The sequence below is a fragment of the Streptomyces coerulescens genome, from assembly GCF_042657965.1.
Classification (GTDB): Bacteria; Actinomycetota; Actinomycetes; order Streptomycetales; family Streptomycetaceae; genus Streptomyces; species Streptomyces coerulescens.
Map to the genome: position 1 here is coordinate 55,015 of NZ_JBHSKM010000019.1, position 15,603 is coordinate 70,617.

Sequence of the window (15,603 nt, forward strand, 5' to 3'; positions counted from 1 at the left end):
AGAACAAGGGCGTTGCTCGCCAGGTCTCTCTAGACGACCTGGTGCAGCCAGCGGACCGGGGCGCCTTCGCCCGCGTATCTGAAGGGTTCCAGTTCGTCGTCCCACGGCTTGCCGAGGAGCTTGGCGATCTCGGCCTCCAGGTCCGTCTCGTCGCGCTGTGAGCGGGCCAGGGCGGCGCGCAGGCGGTCCTCCGGGATGAGGATGTCGCCGTGGATGCCGGTCACCGCGTGGAAGATGCCGAGTTCGGGGGTGCAGCTGTAGCGCTCGCCCTCGGCGGTGGGGCAGGGCTCGGCCGTGACCTCGAAGCGCAGCAGGTGCCAGCCGCGCAGGGCGGAGGCCAGCTTGGAGGCCGTGCCCGCCTCGGCCTGCCAGGAGAACTCCGAGCGCCAGGTGCCGGGCGCGGCGGGCTGCCGGATCCAGTCGAGGTTGACGCGCGTGCCGAGCACCCCGGCGACGGCCCACTCGACATGCGGGCACAGCGCGCGCGGCGCGGAGTGCACGTACAGAACTCCACGTGTCGTCACCGGGACCTCCGGGCAGAGCGGACATCTTGCGAACTGGCGGACGATAGTGGCCGGGCGACCACGTTGATGGCGAGGCTACCGTGCGGCGGCGCAAGGAGTGTGACGTACCGTCCGTCCAGGTGCCGTCAAACGCCCGCCATTCACCCAGGGGGACGCTTGTACGGGTGTGAGCCGTTGCATGAGCGGGGTGGGAACCCTCGCGCGTTGTCATGGGTTGGAAACGGTGACAGCGCCGAGTGAGGGGATGGACCGGGCATGCGGAAGCGGCGGCACGTCTCGCGCGCTGTTCTCGCCGTCGTGAGTGCGGCCGTTGTGGGTGTCGCCGGGTGTGACGCCGTGGGCGGGAACTCTCCGGAGCCGTCCGGGACCGAGGCGAGGAGCGCGCGGCCGTCGCCGAGGCCGACGCCGGCCTGGGACCGCTCCCCGGCCTCGATCGCGGCCGTGGGTGACTCCATCACGACCGGCTTCGACGCCTGTTCGGTGCTTTCGGACTGTCCGGAGGTCTCCTGGGCGACCGGCAGCAGCCCGCAGGTCGACAGCCTGGCGGTACGGCTGCTGGGGAAGGCGAAGGCGGCCCGCAGCAGCTGGAACTACGCGGTGACCGGGGCCCGGATGGCGGACGTGCCCGGGCAGATGGCCCAGGCGGCGACCCGCAGGCCGGAGTTGGTGGCGGTGATGGCGGGGGCGAACGACGCCTGCCGTGCGTCGGTCGACGCGATGACCTCGGTGGCCGACTTCCGGACCCAGTTCGAGGACGCGATGAGCACGCTGCGGGAGTCGCTGCCGAAGACCCAGGTGTTCGTGGCGAGCGTGCCGAACCTGAAGCGGCTGTGGGAACAGGGGCGTACGGACCCGATGGGCAAGCAGGTGTGGAAGCTCGGCATCTGCCCGTCGATGCTGAGCGACCCCGACTCCCTGACCACGCAGTCCAACCAGCGGCGCGCGACGGTGCAGGGGCGGGTCGAGGCGTACAACGAGGTGCTGGAAGAGGTCTGCGAGAAGGACCGCCGGTGTCGTTTCGATGACGGCGCGGTGTACGACTTCCGGTTCGGCACCGGGCAGCTGAGCCGGTGGGACTGGTTCCATCCGAGTGTCGACGGTCAGGCACGGCTGGCCGAGATCGCCTACCGGACGGTGACGAACTAGTGTTCCGCTCATGAGCGAACACTTCGGCACACTTTCCGACGGCACCGAGGTTCACCGCTGGACCCTGGAGCGCGCGGGTGTGCGGGTGCGGGTGCTGTCGTACGGCGGGATCGTGCAGTCGCTCGAGGCGCCGGACCGGGAGGGGCACCGGGCGGACGTGGTGCTGGGCTTCGCCGGGCTCGACGACTATCTGACCCACCCGGGGCCCTATCTCGGCGCCCTCATCGGGCGGTACGCCAACCGGATCGCGGGCGGCCGTTTCCCGCTGGACGGCCTGACGTACGCGCTGGAGCCGAATACCCCGCCCAACTCCCTGCACGGCGGCGCGCGCGGCTTCGACAAGCGGGTGTGGGACGTGACCCCGGTCGAGCACGGGCTGCGGCTCGACCGGGTCAGCCCGCACGGCGAGGAGGGCTTCCCGGGCCGGCTGGAGGTCTCGGTGACCTACACGCTGGACGCCGGCGGGGCGCTGCGGATCACGTACGAGGCGGTGACGGACGCGCCGACCGTGGTGAACCTGACCAACCACAGCTACTTCAATCTCGCCGGGGCCGGGTCCGGCGGCGCGGGCGGCCACGAACTGCGGCTGGCGGCCTCCCGGTTCACGCCGGTCGACGCGGACCTCATTCCGACCGGCGCCCTGGACGAGGTCGAGGGCACCCGCTTCGACTTCCGGCAGGCCCGCAAGGTCGGCTCCGGGTACGACCACAACTTCGTGCTCGACAAGGGCGTGACGGCGAGCGCGCAGGAGGTCGCCGAGCTGTACGACCCGTCGAGCGGGCGGGCGCTGACGGTGGCGACCACCGAGCCCGGCCTCCAGCTCTACACCGCCGACCATCTGCCCGAGCCGTTCGCCCCGGGCGACGGCATCGCGCTGGAGACCCAGCACTTCCCGGACTCCCCGAACCGGCCGGACTTCCCGGGCACGGTGCTGCGGCCGGGCGAGGTGTTCCGGTCGGAGACGGTGTACGGCTTCTCGGCGCGCTGAACTGCGGCGAAACCCACGAGCCCCGGTCCAGGTGTTGTCAGGGTCCTGGACCGGGGCTGTTCCTGGGTACTTCTCCCGGGTCAGACGTTAATCGTCGCCGTGAGCCTGCGGTCCGCGATCGAGCGCCCCACCTGGATCTCGTACGAACCCTTCACAAAGGTCCACGAATTGGTCTTCTCGTCCCACACCTCGAACGCCCTGCGTGGCAGTTCGACGACGGCCTCGCCCCGCTCCCCCGGCCCCGCCTCCACCGCGGCGAACCCGGCGAGCCACCGCGCCGGCCGGTCGGCGTCCGGCTCGCTCGGCGCCAGACAGACCTGCACGACCTCGCGCCCGGCGCGCTCACCGGAGTTGCGGACGCGGACGGTGACCGTGCCGCCCTTGACCTCGGCGGACTCGTACGTCCAGTCGGTGTAGCCGAGGCCGTGCCCGAAGGGGTACGAGGGGAGCCGGCCGTCCTTCTCCCAGGCGCGGTAGCCGATGAAGACGCCCTCGGTGTACGGCAGCTCGCCGGACGTGGGGACGACCTCGGTGACCGGGGCGTCGGCCAGGGATCCCCAGGTGGTGGGCAGCCGGCCGCCCGGCTCGTGCGTGCCGGTGAGGACGTCCGCGAGGGCGGCGCCGCCCTCCTGGCCGGGGAACCAGCTCAGCAGCACGGCGGCGACGTCCGCGCGCCAGGGCAGTTCCACCGGGGAGCCGGAGTTGACGACCACGACGGTGTTCGGGTTGGCGCCGGCGACGGCCCGCACCAGCTCGTCCTGGCGGCCGGGGAGCCTCAGGTCCGTGCGGTCGAAGCCCTCGGACTCGACGCGGTCGGTGGTGGCGACCACGACGACGGCCGTGTCGGCGCGGCGGGCTGCCTCGACGGCCTCGGCGATCAGCTCGTCGGGGTCGCGCTGCGGCTCCTGGTGGGCGAGCGTGAAACCGACGACCTTCATCGGGACGTCCTCGGGGAACTCGACGAGATGGGTGAGGGAGACCTCGACCGGTTCGCCGGCGGTGAGTTCGGGTTGGGCGCGCGGTACGGGTGCGCCGAAGAAGGTGATGAAGGGGTCGTCCTTGGCCGGGCGCTGGACGTCGTCGTAGTAGGTGGTGCCGTCGATGACGAGCTTGAAGCCGCCGAAGCCCTTGATGCCGAAGGTGTGCGCGCCGGTCTCGCGTGGGGTGAAGGTGCCGGTCAGTTCCACGGAGTGCAGGGCCTCGTGGGTGACGCCCTCGGGGAGGTCGGAGCCCATCCACTGGATGTGGCCGCTTGGCGCGGAGCCCGTGCCGATGACGTCGCCGGCCGTGTCCCGGCACACCGCGCGTAGCTCGAAGCCCTTGTCGGCGACGGCGAGTTCGGTGTTCGGGTCGGCGCCGACGGCGTAGGTCAGGGAGCCCTCGGGGAGTGCGGCGGTGAGGCCGTCGAGCGGGGAGACGACGGCGGCGGGGAAGACGGTGGCGGAGCCGCCGCCGAGGACGCGGGCGTCGCGGGCGGCGGCGCCGATGAGGGCGACCGTGCCGTTCGGGGGCAGCGGGAGGGCGCCGTCGTTGCGGACCAGGACGAAGGAGCGGCGGGCGATCTCGCGGGCCAGGGCACGGCCGTCGACGGTCTCGGGGAGGTCGGTGACCACGGGCTCGGCGCCGTCGAGGATGCCGACGCGGGCGGCGAGCCGCAGGACGTTGCGGACGGCTTCGTCGACTTCGGCCTCGGCGACCTCGCCGTTCCGCACGGCAAGGGCGAGGGGCTCGCCGTACACCGTGCGCGGACCCGGCATGGCGACGTCGAGGCCGCCCCCGATGGCGCCGGTGGTGGACCGGGCGGCCGTCCAGTCGGAGACGTTGAAGCCGTCGAAGCCCCATTCGCCGCGCAGGATCTCGTTCACGAGGTGGTGGTGCTCGGTCATCGTCGTGCCGTTGACCGTGTTGTAGGCGGTCATGATGCCCCAGGGGTGGGCGTTCTCGACGATGATCTCGAAGGGCGCCAGGTACAGCTCGCGCAGGGCGCGTTCGCTGACGGTGTTGTCGACGGTGAAGCGGTCGGTCTCGGCGTCGTTGGCGACGAAGTGCTTCACGGTGGTGCCGACGCCGCCGGCCTGGACGCCGTTCACATAGCCCGCGCCGATCGTCCCCGTCAGATACGGGTCCTCGCTGTACGCCTCGAAGTGGCGCCCGCCCAGCGGGGAGCGGTGGAGGTTGACGGTCGGGGCGAGGAGCACGTGCACGCCCTTGCGGCGGGCCTCCTGGGCGAGGAGGGTGCCGGCGCGGCGGGCGAGGGCCGGGTCCCAGGTCGCGGCGAGCGCGGTGGGCGAGGGCAGCGCGACGGACGGGTCGTCGGCGGTCCAGCGCACGCCCCGGACGCCGATCGGGCCGTCGGACATGACGAGGGACTTCAGGCCGATCTCGGGGAGCGCGGGCAGGGTCCACATGTCCTGGCCGGAGAGCAGCCGCGCCTTCGCGTCGAGGTCGAGCCGGGCGAGGGCCGCCTCGACGACCGCCTCACGTGCTTCATCGTCCTGGGTGCGCCTTCCCGCCATGGCGGTGCCTCCTCGTCGCGTGCCTGGTGTGCCTCCATCCTGCATCGGTCACCTGTAGACCGGTAGGTTTCGTTATCTTGCTGTAATATTCGGGGTACGTCGATGTCGTACGGTGACGCCATGAACGCGAGGGTCAGGAGCGAGGAGCGCCGCGCCGAGATCGTGCGGGCGGCCCTGGAGGTGATCGCCGAACGCGGTTACCGGGGGGCGAGCCTGGGCGCGGTCGCGGAGCGGGTCGGGCTCACCCAGCAGGGGCTGCTGCACTACTTCCCGACCAAGGACGCGCTGCTCGTCGCCGTGCTCCAGGAGCGGGACCAGTGGGACGCGGTGCCCAACACGCGCTGGCGCATGGACCTGCTGGCCTCGCTGGTGGAGTACAACGCGATGCGGCCCGGCATCATCCAGACCTTCTCGGCCCTGCTCGGCGAGAGCGTGACGGAGGGTCATCCGGCGCGCGCCTACTTCACCGGGCGTTATCTCCAGGTCCGGGCGAACATGGCGGAGATGCTGCGCGCCGAGTACGGCGACCGGCTCCCGAACGGACTGACCCCGGAGCGTACGGCTCCGCTGCTGGTCGCCGTGATGGACGGTCTGCAGTACCAGTGGCTCCTGGACCCGGAGTCGGTGGACATGCCGGGCGCGTTCCGGGACTTCCTCACCCTGCTGGGAGAGAGGCGGGAAGGGACGGACTGACCGTGGGCGGCCCGGCGCGGGCGGTGCACGGCAGTGAAGATGTCCGGCGCCATGGCGTAGACCACTCCCGTCACGCGATACTTCCGGCGTCCCGCACGACGCACTTGATGCGCCCCCACCGTGACGGAAGGACCGGAAGTCCTTTGAATTCCATACGTGTTCGGATCGGCGTCCTCGGACTGGCCCTGCTGGCCGGACTCTCGGCCCCGACGGCGGGTACCGCTGCCGCCGGGACTCAAGCAGCGCCGCCGACCGTCGAGGAGCAACGGCTCGACAGGGCCGTGCCCCAGGAGATACTGCGCCGCTCCGGATTCGACGCCCCGGCCGCGCGGTTCGCCCGCGACCTCGGGGCGGCGCACTCGTACGCGCAGGCCCGCCATGTCGTCGAGCGGACGGGGTCGGCGCTGTGGCGCAGAGCCGTCGACCGGGCGCAGGGGCGAGGGCCGGCCGGGGGTGACCTCAGCCGGGACGACGACCGGCCGTTGTACTGGGCGCGGTTGGCGATGACGCGCGAAGTGCGGACGTTCGAGCCGGGGTTCGGGCTGAGCGACGGGCAGCGGGGCGCGCTGCTGGACGCGCTGGAGCGGACCTCACGGGGGCAGAGCGACATCCGGCTCCCGCACGGCAAGGGGGTCGGGCGGATCCTGCTCACCGGCTTCGATCCGTTCACGCTCGACCGTGACATCCGTATCTCCAACCCGTCCGGGGCCACCGCGCTCGCCCTCGACGGCACGGTGATCGAGACGCCGGACGGGCCGGCCCGGGTCGAGACGGCCGTGTTCCCGGTGCGCTGGCGGGACTTCGCCGACGGCACGGTGGAGCGGACGCTGCGGCCGTATCTGAAGCAGGCCGACCTGTTCACGACCGTGAGCCAGGGCCGGGTCGGGCGGTTCGACGTCGAGCGGACCAACGGGGCCTGGCGGGGCGGCTTCGGGGACAACGAGAACGTCTCCCGCACCGGGACCGTGCCGGTCGACGACCCGGCCTCGCAGCCGCAGTGGACGACCACGACGCTGCCGTACGCCGAGATCGTCGCCGCGGACACCGGGCGGTTCCCGGTGTACGACAACACCAGCGTGACCGAGATCCCGGCGGGCGGGACACAGGCCGTCGTGCGGCCGGACGGGCCGACGCCGGGCTCGACCGCGCGGGCCGGGGGCGGCGGGGACTACCTGTCCAACGAGATCGCCTACCGGGCGACGCTGCTGCGGGACCGGCTGGGGCTGCACGACACGCTGCCGGGCGGGCATGTGCACACGCCGGTGCTGCAGTTCGGGGCGGGCAACACCGACCCGGCGACGGGGTCGGTGACCGACCTCGAGTTCGTGCGGAACCGGCTGGACATCATCGCCCAGGTACGGACGATCCTGAAGGTGGCGGCCGGCAGCCCGGTCACCAGCTGACGCTCTGCCGGTCGGGCGCGGGCGCCGCTTCCTCCCGGGTCTCCTCACCCAGCAGCTCCCGCGCCATCAGCGTCGCCCCCGCCACCGCGCCCGGCATCAGGAACACCGCGACGAAGGGGATCAGGAAGGCTGCGGCGAGGGGCGTGCCGAAGCCCCAGATCAGGGTCTTGCGGGAGCGCAGGAGGGTGAGGCGGTCGCGGAGTTCGACGCGGCGGCGCTGGAGGGCTACGGCGGTGAGTTCCTCGGTGAGGAAGAAGCCCGTGACCACGACGCCGACCACCGGTACGACCGTCTGCCCGACGACCGGGACGAAGCCGAGGGCGAAGAGCAGCACGCCCCAGAGGACGGCGCGCAGCACGATCCGCAGGCTGTCGCGGCCCGAGATCCACAGCTCGCGCCAGAGCGGCAGGCCGGACTCGGGTGCCGTGCCGTCCGGGGAGACGTCCCGGTCGACCTTCTCGGAGAGGTTCTCGTAGAAGGGCTGGCCGATCAGGAGCGTCACGGCGGTGAAGGTGACGACCGACAGGAGCAGGCCCAGGGTGAACAGCACGGCGGTGAGGAAGCCGCGGAACAGGCCCTGCCAGGGGCTGGACCAGTCGTCGGCGAACGGCGTGGACCAGGACACGAAGTCCTGGCCCCAGAGCGCGAGGGCGACGAGCGCGCCCGCGTAGAGCACCAGGGTGATCAGGCCCGGGATCAGTCCGAAGCCGTACTGCTTGCCGTGCCGGGCCACCCATCGCTGGCCCTTGAGGAAATACCTGAAACCGGCACCGAGATCGCGCATGCACCGCACTCTAGTCGGGGCGTGTCACACCTCAGTCACAGCCGCTTCGGGGCCGGGTCACCGTGGCCGCTACGCCGGGCTCATGGCCACCACGACCCCCGGTTCCGCCGCCGGGTTCACCGCCGCGGACACCCGTATCGCGACGCCCCGTGCCAGGCGTCCCGCGTGCGAGGCCCCGGCGAGCAGCACCGGCTGGAGGCGTTCCAGCCCGGCCACGAGGAGTTCCTCGCCGGCGATCAGGGCGGGGCGGGCGGCCTTGGCCGTGGCCGCCGCTGCCTCCGTGAGGTCGGCCAGCGGCGGCAGGGTGGCGCGGACGACGTTCGCGCCGGCGGCGGCCGCCCGCTCGGCGAGGGCGACCTGCAGCGGCATCAGCGGGGCCAGCGCGGCCGTCAGCGCGTCCGCGATCCGGCGCAGTTCCGGGGACGACTCGCGCAGCACCTCGGCGGCGCCGCGCAGCAGCGGCGTCAGGGCGAGCAGTGCGCCCGCTGCCACGCCCGCCGTCGCGGGCAGCAGGGGCGAGGTCGCCTCGACGAGTTCGCCGAGCGCCGCCGCGAACTCCTCGATCGCCGGCTCCACCGCGTCCAGCACCGGCAGCAGGCTGTCGCCGAGGGCCGCCAGCAGGGCCTGTGCCGGTTCGCTCACCGGGTGGACGGCCAGGGGCGCCCCGCTGGTACCGAGACGGGTCAGGGTCTCGACGATGCGGTAGAAGGCCTCCTGGGCCTGCGGGGAGGCGCTGGCCTCGGCCAGTTCGGCGGTGGTCTGCCGCAGGACGCGCAGCACCTCGGCGCCCGATCCGTCCCTGGGGTCGAAGGTGTTGAGCGCGATCCGGGTGAGGTTCCCGGCCGTGTCCAGGAGCTGGCCGGTGATGTCGGTCGTGCTGCGCGCCATGCGGAGTACATCGTCCCTGCTGGGCAGCGGAGGGATCGTTGCCATGGGATCTCCCCTTCGTGGGTCGCTCGCACACACCCGGTGCCCACAGCATGCCCCCTCCGCCTGCCCGGAGTTGCGCCGTCCGGGGCATCCGTGACACCGACTGCCTCTTGTTGCGGTTGAGTCGAACAGGTACACCTCGCCGTACCGATCTCGGGAAGCCCAGGCCGGCGCCAGCAGATGAGGAGAGCGGATGACGCAAGAGATCCACGGCACGGTCGCGGACGGCTTCGAGCCGGTACGCGCGGAGTTCGCCGCCTTCGTGGCAGGTGAACTTCCCGACTACGAGGGACAGTTGTGCGCCTATGTGCACGGCCGGAAGGTCGTCGACCTGTGGGCCGGTGACGGCTGCGAGGCCGACTCCCTGCACGGTGTGTTCTCCTCCACCAAGGGCGCCGCGTTCCTCGTGGTCGCGCTGCTCGTCCAGGAGGGCACGCTGGAGCCGGACCGGAAGGTCACGTACTACTGGCCGGAGTTCGGGGCCGAGGGCAAGGGCGGCCTGACCCTGCGCGATCTGCTCTCGCACCGGGCCGGGGTGGTCGGGCTCGACGCCGGGTTCACCGGGTCCGAGCTGGCCGACGACCGCGCGATCGCCGAGCGGCTCGCCGACCAGCGGCCGTTCTGGCGGCCGGGCACGGCCTTCGGCTACCACGCGTTCGTCATCGGCGCGCTCGTCGGCGAGGTCGTACGCCGGGCCACCGGCCGTACGCTCCAGGAGGTGTACGAGGAGCGGATCCGGGCGCCGTACGGCCTGGAGTTCCACCTCGGACTCCCCGAGGCGCTGGAGCCGCGCTACCGCTCCGTGCAGCCGATGGCACCGACGCCGGAGCAGCAGGCGGTGCTGGACGCGACGCCGACGGGGCCGCACACACTGGCCTCGATCGCCTACAACACACATGTGCCGGGGGCGGGCGAGCTCGTGGACTACCCCAACTCCCGTGCCGTGCGCGCGAGCGGGCCGGCCTCGGCGGGTGGCGTGGCGTCCGCGCGCGGGCTGGCCGGGATGTACGCGGCGGCGATCAGCGAGGTGGACGAGCGCCCGCCGCTGCTGAAGCCGGACACGATCGCCGAGGTCGGCCAGATCCACTCCACCGGCTACGACCTGGTGGCCCGGATCCACAAGTCCTTCGGCCTGGGCTTCCAGGCGATCTCCGACTACGTCTACCCGTACCTGGGCGCGGGCTCCTTCGGCCACAGCGGCGCGGGCGGCTCCCAGGCCTTCGCGGACCCCCGCGGCGGGCTCGCCTACGGCTACACCCGGCGCCGGTTCGCCTGTCCGGGCGGGGCGGCGCCGGAGAACGAGCGGTTCGTCAGGACGGTGCACAGGGCGGCCCTGGCGGGCTGACGGACGACGACAGAGGCCGCACCCCACGTCCAGGGGTGCGGCCTCCGCTTGCGCAACGAACGGCGTCAGAACAGCGTCACGCTGATGTTGCCGCGCGTCGCCTTCGAGTACGGGCAGACCTGGTGGGCCTTCTCAAGCAGGTCCCTGGCCGTGGCGGCGTCGACGTTCGGGATGGCCGCCGAGATCTCGACGATGATCCCGAAGCCGTCGTCGTTCTTGCCTATGCCGACCTTCGCGGTGACGGTCGAGCCGGAGATGTCGGCCTTCTCCTGGCGGGCGACGACGCCGAGGGCGCCCTGGAAGCAGGCGCTGTAGCCGGCCGCGAACAGCTGCTCCGGGTTGGTGCCGGCGCCGCTGCCGCCCATCTCCTTCGGCGGGTTCACCACGACGTCGAGCTTGCCGTCGTCGGTGGCGACCCGGCCGTCGCGGCCGTTCTCGGCGGTGGCGACGGCCGTGTACAGGACTTCAGAACGACCAATGGGGGTGCTGGACATGCGGTGTCTTCTCCTCCTCGGTCCGCCGCGACTCGCGCCCACGATCGACGACGGTTTCGGAAAGAAGTTACCGCATACCGGAAAATCGCAGAAGACGCCCCGGACCGTCAGAGCTTGACGATCATCTTTCCGGTGTTGTCACCGCGCAGGACCCCGAGGAACGCCTCCAGGTTGTTCTCGATGCCCTCGACGACGGTCTCGCGGTACTTGAGCTGCCCCGACGCGACCCAGGGGCCGACCTCCTGGACGAACTGCTGCTGGAGGTCGTAGTGGTCGCCGACCAGGAAGCCCTCGATGCGCCCGCGGGTCGCGATGAGGCGGGCGAGGTTCTTCGGGCCGGGGGCGGGCTCGGTGTTGTTGTAGACGGAGATCATCCCGCAGACGGCGATACGGCCGCCCTGGTTGAGGGAGCCGATGGCCGCCTCCAGGTGATCGCCGCCGACGTTGTCGAAGTAGACGTCGACGCCGTCGGGAGCGGCCTCGCGCAGCTGCTCGCCCACCGGACCGTCCTTGTAGTTGAACGCGGCGTCGAAGCCGTACTCCTCCACCAGGAGCTTGACCTTCTCGTCGGAGCCGGCCGAGCCGATGACCCGCGAGGCACCCTTGAGCTTGGCGATCTGGCCGACCTGGCTGCCGACGGCACCGGCGGCGCCGGACACGAAGACGGAGTCGCCCTCCTTGAAGGAAGCGGTGCGCAACAGGCCGGCGTAGGCGGTGAGGCCGGTCATGCCGAGGACGCCGAGGTAGGTGGACAGGGGCGCGGCGTCCGGGTCGACCTTGACGGCGTTCTGCGCGTCCACGGCCGCGTACTCGCGCCAGCCGAGGAAGTGCAGGACGTGGTCGCCGACCGCGAAGCCCTCGGCGTTGGAGGCGACGACCTCGCCGACGGCACCGCCCTGCATGACCTTGCCGAGCTCGAACGGCGCGACGTACGACTTTGCGGCCGACATGCGTCCGCGCATGTACGGGTCGACGGAGAGGTACTTGTTCCGTACGAGCACCTGGCCCTCGCGGGGCGTCCGCACCTCGGTCTCGACCAGGGCGAAGTCCTCGGCCTTGGGCCAGCCGACGGGGCGGGAGAGGAGGTGCCATTCGCGGTTGCTCATGGGGGGTGCGCCTTTCCGTGTACTGCGAGAGAGGTACTGCCAGATTTACTTCAGTGTCTGAAACAACCATGCTCCTGAATATTTCAGGATGTCAAGTAACGGGAGTACCCTGAGAGCATGGCCACTCCACACAAGACCCGCCGTCCGGATGAACTGACCCTCGAAGTCGTCGATCTGATCGGCGCGGTCGTGGCCCGCTACCACGAGGAGTACGAGGAGGCCGCCGCCGAGCACACGCTGACCGGGGCGCAGGCGCGGCTGCTGAGCCTGCTGTCGCTGGAGGCGCTGCCGATGCGCAAGCTGGCGCAGCGGTTGCGGTGCGAGCCGTCGAACGTGACCGGGATCGTGGACCGGCTGGAGGCGCGGGGGCTGGTGGAGCGGCGGCCGGATCCGGCGGACCGGCGGGTGAAGCTGGCGGCGGTGACCGAGGAGGGGCGGACGGTGGCGCGGGGGCTGCGTGAGTCGCTGCGGTTCGCGCGGGAGCCGCTTGCGGGGCTGTCCGAGGAGGAGCGGCTGGCGCTGCGGGATCTGTTGCGGCGGATGCTGGGCGCTTCGCTGGAGGGGCCGCGGGGGGACGTGCCGCAGTAGGCCGTCGTTCGGGTGCCGGTCCGCTGTGGCTGGTCGCGCAGTTCCCCGCGCCCCTGAGGCGTTGCTGAACCGCGGCTGACGAGGACGGTTGGCCTGGGCCGGCGAATCGGGTGGCGGGTTCTGCAGTGCCCCAGGGGCGCGGGGAACTGCGCGACCAGCCACGGCGAACCCGCGGACGCCGGATGACCCGCCGCGGCACATCCCCCGGCGGATCACCCCGTGCAGGTGATGTGGGGCCGAGGGGTGAGCGGTGGGATGTGTCCGTGGGCGGTGAGCGGAGGCTCGGTCAGGCGTCCGGCCCGGCCGATCGGGCCCCGGCGGGGCGATGGGCGGCGCGGTTGGCCCTGCTCGTCGCCGCCGGTGCGCTCGCGCTGGTCCTGGCCGCGGCCGGGGTCAGCAGCCTCGGGCTGCTGGGCGTCGGTCTTGCGGGGCTCGTCGTCACCGCTGCCGCGCTGTGGTGGACCCTCTCCCGGCGGGGCCTGGTGCGGGTGCTCGCCGCCGCCCTCGCCTTGCTGACACCGGGCGCGGTGCTGCTGGCCTACGCGATCGTGGGGCTGTTGTGGGCCGTGCTGTCGGCCCTCGCCCTGTGGGCCGTGGCCGCGCTGATCGGGCGGGCCGCCCTCGCCGCGGACGCCGGGCGCCCGGAGCGGCGGCAGCGTTCGACGCCCCCGCCCAAGGCGCCGTACCTGATCATGAATCCCCGCTCGGGCGGCGGAAAGGTCGGCAGGTTCGACCTCGTGGCGAAGGCCCGGGCCCGGGGCGCCGAGGTCGTCGTGCTCGACCCGGAGCATCCCCAGGACGTCGAGGAGCTCGCCCGCCGGGCCGTGGCCGAGGGGGCCGACCTGCTGGGGGTCGCGGGCGGTGACGGCACCCAGGCGCTGGTGGCGGGGGTGGCCGCCGGGCACGGTCTGCCGTTCATGGTGATCTCCGCCGGCACCCGCAACCACTTCGCCATGGACCTCGGCCTCGACCGGGACGACCCCTCGAAGTGCCTCGACGCGCTGACCGACGGGGTCGAACTCCGCGTCGACCTCGGCCTCATCGGTGAGCGCGTGTTCGTGAACACCGCGTCCTTCGGGGCGTACGCGACGGTGGTGCGCAGCCCCGCGTACCGCGACGACAAGGTGCGCACCGTCCTGCGAGAGCTCCCCGACCTGCTCACCCATCACATGGGCCCCCGGCTGACCGTGCGGGCGGGGCAGGTGGCCATCGAGGCTCCCCAGGGGGTGCTGATCAGCAACAACCCGTACGGCCTCGGCGACGCCGCCGGTCTGGGCCGGCGGCCCCGGCTGGACTCCGGCGCCCTCGGTGTCCTCGGGGTCAGCGTCGACAACGCCGCCCAGGCGGCCGGGCTGCTGCGCGGCCAGCAGTCGCGCGGACTGATCTCACTGGCTGCGGAGGAGGTGGTCGTCCACGCCGACGCGCCCGACGTCCCGGTCGGTGTCGACGGCGAGGCCCTGGAGCTGCCCGCCCCCGTGGTGTGCCGCGTCATGCCGGGCGCCCTGCGCGTGCGCGTACCGCGCGACCGGCCGGGGGTACCCGAGGCGAGACCTCCGGTGGACTGGCGGGCGCTGGGGCGGCTGGCATGGTGACCATGGCCGGATTGTGTCTGCGGGTGCGTCGTGGCTGGTCGCGCAGTTCCCCGCGCCCCCAAAGAAGGGGCGTTGCCGCAGCGCCCTTTCAGGGGCGCGGGGAACTGCGCGACCAGCCCCCACCGGCCCGCACCCGAACTACGACCTCACGTGCACCACCACAGGAACCGGTTGCACGTCTCCGACGGTGACGGGTCCGGGGTCGGGTCCGAGGTGGTCGGCTCCGTCGTCGGGGTCGGGTCCCCGGCGGACGTGGGGGTGGGCGCCGGGTCAGGGGTGGACGGGCCGGAGCCGCCGCCCGCCGTCGAGGACTGGGGGTCCTTCGTCGGGGTCTTGTCGTCCTCGTCCTTCTTGTCCTTGTCCTTGGGGGACTTGGAGACCGACGGGGAGGCCGAGGGGTCCTTCGACGACTGGCCAGCGCCCGCGCCGGTGGTCCCGTCCGTGGTGTCCGGCGAGGGCGACACCTCCGACTCCGCCGCGCCCTCCGCCGACTCGTCCCCGGCGGCGGCCGGCCTGGAGTTCCTGCCCGGGGCGTCCATGCCGAGTTCCGCGAGGCTCAGGCCGCCGGCGGCCAGGACGAACCCCGCGGTGACCAGCAACACCCGGCGACGGCGGCGCCGGTGCGCGGCGGCCTTGCGATCGCGACGGCTCGCACCGCCCGCCCCGGACTCCTCGTCCGGGTCCACGTCGTCCGCGTCGTCCTCGTCGTCGTACCCGGCGGATTCGTCGTGCCCGGCGGCTTCGTGCTCGGCGTACTCGTCGTCCTCGGCGTACGCGCCGGGCTCTTCGTGGCCGCGCCTGCGTCCCCGGCCGCGCCGCTGCGCCGCCCGACGCGCGGCCCGTCCGCCGACCGGCGCGTCCGCGGCGACCGGCTCGGCCTCCGGGGCGGTGTCCTCGGTGTCCGCTGCCGACTCGGCCCGCTGAGCGACCGGTTCGTCGTGGCGCTCGTCGTACCGGCCGTCGTAGGCGTGCCCGCCGTACGCGTTCGCGCCGTACCCGCCGCCGTACTGCCCCGCGCCCGCGTACCCCTCGTACGCGCCCTGGCCCCCCGCCGCCGTGGGCCGTTCGGCCATCTGCGGATACGCCTGGTTCGGAGCACCCGCGTACACCCGGGGTTGTTCGACCGTGGCGCCGCACCCCGGGCAGGCGAGGGCGCCATTCAGGTGCCGTCGGCACGGGTGGCAGTAGTCCATGACGCGGGAAGACTAGGTTCCGCAGACGCACAGTTCCTAGTCACAGCTGTGAAAGTTCTGTAGGAAACAAACCTTTCCCGCATGGCGAGTTGACGGATATGCCACGACACGCCAGAGACGCCCTCCACGCTCCGCTACGGGCCGCCCGAAATCCGTATCGAAAGCAGTGTCGAAACCGTTATGCGTGCGACCCATTGACACCCCCACCGCCATCTCCCTACTGTCACGTCAGCATTTCGAACGTCTGACGAAATATCGAACACGCTCGGATGTGACGACAAATTGAGCCGACGACGCAGCA

14 protein-coding genes are annotated in these 15,603 nt (G+C 72.2%); 7 read left to right on the forward strand and 7 right to left on the reverse strand.

Going from position 1 to position 15,603, the window contains the following annotated elements:
* Positions 1–29: 29 nt before the first annotated feature.
* The gene (locus ACFPQ9_RS23425; protein ID WP_030955030.1) at positions 30–524 is read right to left on the reverse strand and encodes a DUF3145 domain-containing protein; all 495 of its coding nucleotides are present in this window, start codon (positions 522–524) and stop codon (positions 30–32) included.
* A gap of 255 nt (positions 525–779) precedes the next feature.
* On the opposite strand from ACFPQ9_RS23425, the gene ACFPQ9_RS23430 reads away from it, so the two are divergent.
* Together ACFPQ9_RS23430 and ACFPQ9_RS23435 are read left to right on the forward strand one after the other, a co-directional pair.
* Positions 780–1,670: an SGNH/GDSL hydrolase family protein gene (locus ACFPQ9_RS23430; protein ID WP_380856470.1), complete on the forward strand. Its 891-nt coding sequence runs from the start codon at positions 780–782 to the stop codon at positions 1,668–1,670.
* 10 nt (positions 1,671–1,680) lie between these two features.
* Complete coding sequence (locus ACFPQ9_RS23435; RefSeq protein WP_380856473.1) at positions 1,681–2,658, forward strand: aldose epimerase family protein; 978 nt, start codon at positions 1,681–1,683, stop codon at positions 2,656–2,658.
* Positions 2,659–2,738: 80 nt separating this feature from the next.
* On the opposite strand, the gene ACFPQ9_RS23440 is transcribed toward ACFPQ9_RS23435, so the two are convergent.
* A complete protein-coding gene (locus tag ACFPQ9_RS23440) occupies positions 2,739–5,174 on the reverse strand; it encodes a glycoside hydrolase family 3 protein (protein WP_380856476.1) in 2,436 nt (811 codons plus the stop codon).
* Between the two features lie 102 nt (positions 5,175–5,276).
* On the opposite strand from ACFPQ9_RS23440, the gene ACFPQ9_RS23445 reads away from it, so the two are divergent.
* Positions 5,277–5,867, forward strand: a complete 591-nt coding sequence (locus ACFPQ9_RS23445; RefSeq protein ID WP_380856479.1) for a TetR/AcrR family transcriptional regulator — start codon at positions 5,277–5,279, stop codon at positions 5,865–5,867.
* A gap of 143 nt (positions 5,868–6,010) precedes the next feature.
* Positions 6,011–7,270 carry a pyroglutamyl-peptidase I gene (locus ACFPQ9_RS23450; protein ID WP_380856482.1) on the forward strand — a complete coding sequence of 420 codons (1,260 nt, stop codon included), beginning with the start codon at positions 6,011–6,013 and terminating at the stop codon, positions 7,268–7,270.
* On the opposite strand, the gene ACFPQ9_RS23455 is transcribed toward ACFPQ9_RS23450, so the two are convergent.
* Together ACFPQ9_RS23455 and ACFPQ9_RS23460 are read right to left on the reverse strand one after the other, a co-directional pair.
* Positions 7,260–8,054, reverse strand: coding sequence for an EI24 domain-containing protein (locus tag ACFPQ9_RS23455; protein WP_380856485.1), 795 nt, complete (start codon positions 8,052–8,054; stop codon positions 7,260–7,262). The genes ACFPQ9_RS23450 and ACFPQ9_RS23455 overlap by 11 nt on opposite strands.
* A 69-nt stretch (positions 8,055–8,123) precedes the next feature.
* On the reverse strand, positions 8,124–8,987 hold the full coding sequence (locus ACFPQ9_RS23460; protein ID WP_380856488.1) for a hypothetical protein: 864 nt from the start codon (positions 8,985–8,987) through the stop codon (positions 8,124–8,126).
* 190 nt (positions 8,988–9,177) lie between these two features.
* On the opposite strand from ACFPQ9_RS23460, the gene ACFPQ9_RS23465 reads away from it, so the two are divergent.
* Positions 9,178–10,329, forward strand: a complete 1,152-nt coding sequence (locus tag ACFPQ9_RS23465) for a serine hydrolase domain-containing protein (RefSeq protein WP_380856491.1) — start codon at positions 9,178–9,180, stop codon at positions 10,327–10,329.
* Between the two features lie 65 nt (positions 10,330–10,394).
* Here the strand turns inward: ACFPQ9_RS23465 and ACFPQ9_RS23470 are convergent, their stop codons facing one another.
* Together ACFPQ9_RS23470 and ACFPQ9_RS23475 are read right to left on the reverse strand one after the other, a co-directional pair.
* A complete protein-coding gene (locus tag ACFPQ9_RS23470; RefSeq protein ID WP_380856494.1) occupies positions 10,395–10,823 on the reverse strand; it encodes an organic hydroperoxide resistance protein in 429 nt (142 codons plus the stop codon).
* Between the two features lie 107 nt (positions 10,824–10,930).
* Positions 10,931–11,929 (reverse strand): NADP-dependent oxidoreductase, encoded by a 999-nt coding sequence (locus tag ACFPQ9_RS23475; protein WP_380856497.1) that lies wholly within the window; start codon positions 11,927–11,929, stop codon positions 10,931–10,933.
* Between the two features lie 117 nt (positions 11,930–12,046).
* Here ACFPQ9_RS23475 and ACFPQ9_RS23480 point away from each other — a divergent pair, with 117 nt between their 5' ends.
* Both ACFPQ9_RS23480 and ACFPQ9_RS23485 read left to right on the forward strand, forming a co-directional pair.
* Positions 12,047–12,517 (forward strand): MarR family winged helix-turn-helix transcriptional regulator, encoded by a 471-nt coding sequence (locus ACFPQ9_RS23480; protein ID WP_380856500.1) that lies wholly within the window; start codon positions 12,047–12,049, stop codon positions 12,515–12,517.
* A gap of 263 nt (positions 12,518–12,780) precedes the next feature.
* Positions 12,781–14,109 carry a diacylglycerol/lipid kinase family protein gene (locus ACFPQ9_RS23485; RefSeq protein WP_380856503.1) on the forward strand — a complete coding sequence of 443 codons (1,329 nt, stop codon included), beginning with the start codon at positions 12,781–12,783 and terminating at the stop codon, positions 14,107–14,109.
* 146 nt (positions 14,110–14,255) lie between these two features.
* Here ACFPQ9_RS23485 and ACFPQ9_RS23490 read toward each other — a convergent pair whose 3' ends face one another.
* Entirely contained in the window at positions 14,256–15,302 is a 1,047-nt protein-coding gene (locus ACFPQ9_RS23490; RefSeq protein WP_380856506.1) for an SCO2400 family protein, read from the reverse strand.
* Positions 15,303–15,603 lie beyond the last annotated feature (301 nt).

What these genes read in the sequence shown, in the direction of transcription:
- ACFPQ9_RS23440 (WP_380856476.1), bottom strand. Translation starts at nt 5,174, where the DNA reads ATGGCGGGAAGGCGCACCCAGGACGATGAAGCACGTGAGGCGGTCGTC.
- ACFPQ9_RS23460 (WP_380856488.1), bottom strand. Translation starts at nt 8,987, where the DNA reads ATGGCAACGATCCCTCCGCTGCCCAGCAGGGACGATGTACTCCGCATG.
- ACFPQ9_RS23455 (WP_380856485.1), bottom strand. Translation starts at nt 8,054, where the DNA reads ATGCGCGATCTCGGTGCCGGTTTCAGGTATTTCCTCAAGGGCCAGCGA.
- ACFPQ9_RS23480 (WP_380856500.1), top strand. Translation starts at nt 12,047, where the DNA reads ATGGCCACTCCACACAAGACCCGCCGTCCGGATGAACTGACCCTCGAA.
- ACFPQ9_RS23470 (WP_380856494.1), bottom strand. Translation starts at nt 10,823, where the DNA reads ATGTCCAGCACCCCCATTGGTCGTTCTGAAGTCCTGTACACGGCCGTC.
- ACFPQ9_RS23490 (WP_380856506.1), bottom strand. Translation starts at nt 15,302, where the DNA reads ATGGACTACTGCCACCCGTGCCGACGGCACCTGAATGGCGCCCTCGCC.
- ACFPQ9_RS23445 (WP_380856479.1), top strand. Translation starts at nt 5,277, where the DNA reads ATGTCGTACGGTGACGCCATGAACGCGAGGGTCAGGAGCGAGGAGCGC.
- ACFPQ9_RS23430 (WP_380856470.1), top strand. Translation starts at nt 780, where the DNA reads ATGCGGAAGCGGCGGCACGTCTCGCGCGCTGTTCTCGCCGTCGTGAGT.
- ACFPQ9_RS23475 (WP_380856497.1), bottom strand. Translation starts at nt 11,929, where the DNA reads ATGAGCAACCGCGAATGGCACCTCCTCTCCCGCCCCGTCGGCTGGCCC.
- ACFPQ9_RS23465 (WP_380856491.1), top strand. Translation starts at nt 9,178, where the DNA reads ATGACGCAAGAGATCCACGGCACGGTCGCGGACGGCTTCGAGCCGGTA.
- ACFPQ9_RS23435 (WP_380856473.1), top strand. Translation starts at nt 1,681, where the DNA reads ATGAGCGAACACTTCGGCACACTTTCCGACGGCACCGAGGTTCACCGC.